Source organism: Novosphingobium resinovorum (genome assembly GCF_027922145.1).
Classification (GTDB): domain Bacteria; phylum Pseudomonadota; class Alphaproteobacteria; order Sphingomonadales; family Sphingomonadaceae; genus Novosphingobium; species Novosphingobium resinovorum.
Genome location: NZ_BSFC01000009.1, coordinates 1 through 1,867, shown reverse-complemented (window position 1 = coordinate 1,867; position 1,867 = coordinate 1). Strand labels below are relative to the sequence as shown.

Here is a 1,867-nt window from a genome sequence, read left to right as displayed (position 1 = left end):
CGCTTCGTCGCCGGCGATCTCAAGGACCTCGACTTCGTGCAGGCGCAAGTCGCGGCGGCGCATGACGCGCTCGGCGGCCTCCACGTGCTGGTCAACAATGCAGCCAACGACGACCGCCACGCCATCGCCGACGTCACCCCGGAATACTGGGACGAGCGCATGGCGGTGAACCTGCGCCACCTGTTCTTCGCCGCGCAGACCGCCGTGCCCTTCATGGAAGCGGCGGGCGGCGGCGTGATCCTGAACTTCGGGTCGATCAGCTGGCACCTCGCGCTCGACCAGCTCTCGCTCTACCAGACCGCCAAGGCCGCGATCGAGGGCATGACCCGCGCGATGGCCCGCGAACTGGGCGAGCGGAACATCCGTGTTTGCGCGATCGTGCCCGGCAACGTCCAGACGCCCCGGCAGGAAAAGTGGTACACCCCCGAGGGCGAGCGCGAGATCCTCGATGCACAGTGCCTGAAGGCCCGCGTGCAGCCGGCCGACGTGGCGGCGCTGGCGCTGTTCCTCGCCTCCGATGACGCGCGCATGTGCACGGGCCACGAGTACTTCGTCGATGCCGGCTGGCGCTGAGACGATGACGGCCCCAATGACGCCTGCCGTCGCCTGCAGGCTGGGCGCCACGCTGGGCGAAGGCCCGGTGTGGGACACGGCGCGCGGCTGCCTGTGGTTCGTCGACATCAAGGGCCACAAGCTTCACCGCTTCGATCCGGCCAGCGGCGCGCTCGACAGCACCGATGCGCCGGCGGAACCCGGCTGGGTGCTGCCGCTGGCGGACGGAGCCCTGCTGGTGGGCGCGAAGGCGGGTATCCACCGCTTCGCCGACTACGCCTTCACCCTGATCCACGCGGTCGAGCCCGATCTGCCCGGCAACCGCCTGAACGACGCCGCCGTGCATCCGGACGGTTCGGTGTGGCTGGGCACCATGGACAACGCCGAGGAAGCGCCGAGCGGCGGCTACTACCGGTTCGACGGCGATACCTGCATCGCGCTTTCGCCCGAACCGATGGTCATCACCAACGGCCCCGCCTTCTCGCCGGACGGCCGCATGGTCTATCTCGTCGATACGCTGGAGCGCACGATCCTGTCCGCACCGGTGGACGCCGACGGCCATCCCGGCGAGGCGCGCCTGTTCGCGCGGGTGCCGGACGGCATGGGCTATCCCGATGGTCCGATGGTGGACAGCGGGGGCACCGTCTGGGTCGGCCTGTTCGGCGGCTGGGGCGTCGCCCGCTTCGCGCCCGACGGCACGTTCCTCGGCCGGGTGGAATTCCCGGTCGCCAACGTCACCAAGATCGCGTTCGGCGGCCCGGACCTCACCACCGTCTATGCGACGACGGCACGCAAGGGGTTGTCGGACGCCGAACTCGCGGCACAACCGCATGCCGGAGACCTCTTCACCTTCGCGGTGGAAGTACCCGGCCTGAAACCGGGATATCCTGCGGGCTGACACTATCGCACCAGCGGACAGGCCCGCTAAGACAAGAATGCGACGACAAGAATGCCACGACAGGCACAAGTGAAGAGGATGTGATCGAATGGCCGCGATAGATATGGGCAGCGCGCCTGCGGGCGTCGAGTACGGCGGGAAGGTCAACATGGCCTTCGTCGCCATGATCGTTGCGGTGGCGACGATCGGCGGCTTCATGTTCGGCTATGACAGCGGCGTCATCAACGGCACGCAGGACGGGCTGGAAAAGGCCTTCAACCTCTCCAAGCTGGGCACCGGCCTCAACGTCGGCGCGATCCTGGTAGGCTGTGCGATCGGCGCCTTCGTGGCGGGCCGCCTCGCCGACATCTGGGGCCGGCGCAGCGTAATGATGATCGGCGCGGCGCTTTTCGTGGTCAGCGCTCTGGGCGCGGGCGC

The 1,867-nt window shown here is 68.5% G+C and carries 3 protein-coding genes; all 3 read left to right on the top strand.

Annotated features, from left to right (window positions below; genetic code table 11):
• A partial coding sequence (locus PKE80_RS04935; protein ID WP_271181554.1) for an SDR family NAD(P)-dependent oxidoreductase occupies positions 1 to 573 on the top strand: 573 nt, incomplete at its 5' end.
• Positions 557 to 1,450, top strand: coding sequence for an SMP-30/gluconolactonase/LRE family protein (locus PKE80_RS04930; RefSeq protein WP_271181553.1), 894 nt, complete (start codon positions 557 to 559; stop codon positions 1,448 to 1,450). The genes PKE80_RS04935 and PKE80_RS04930, both read left to right, overlap by 17 nt.
• A gap of 88 nt (positions 1,451 to 1,538) precedes the next feature.
• Positions 1,539 to 1,867: MFS transporter (locus tag PKE80_RS04925; protein WP_271181552.1), on the top strand; the 329-nt coding region annotated here is incomplete at its 3' end.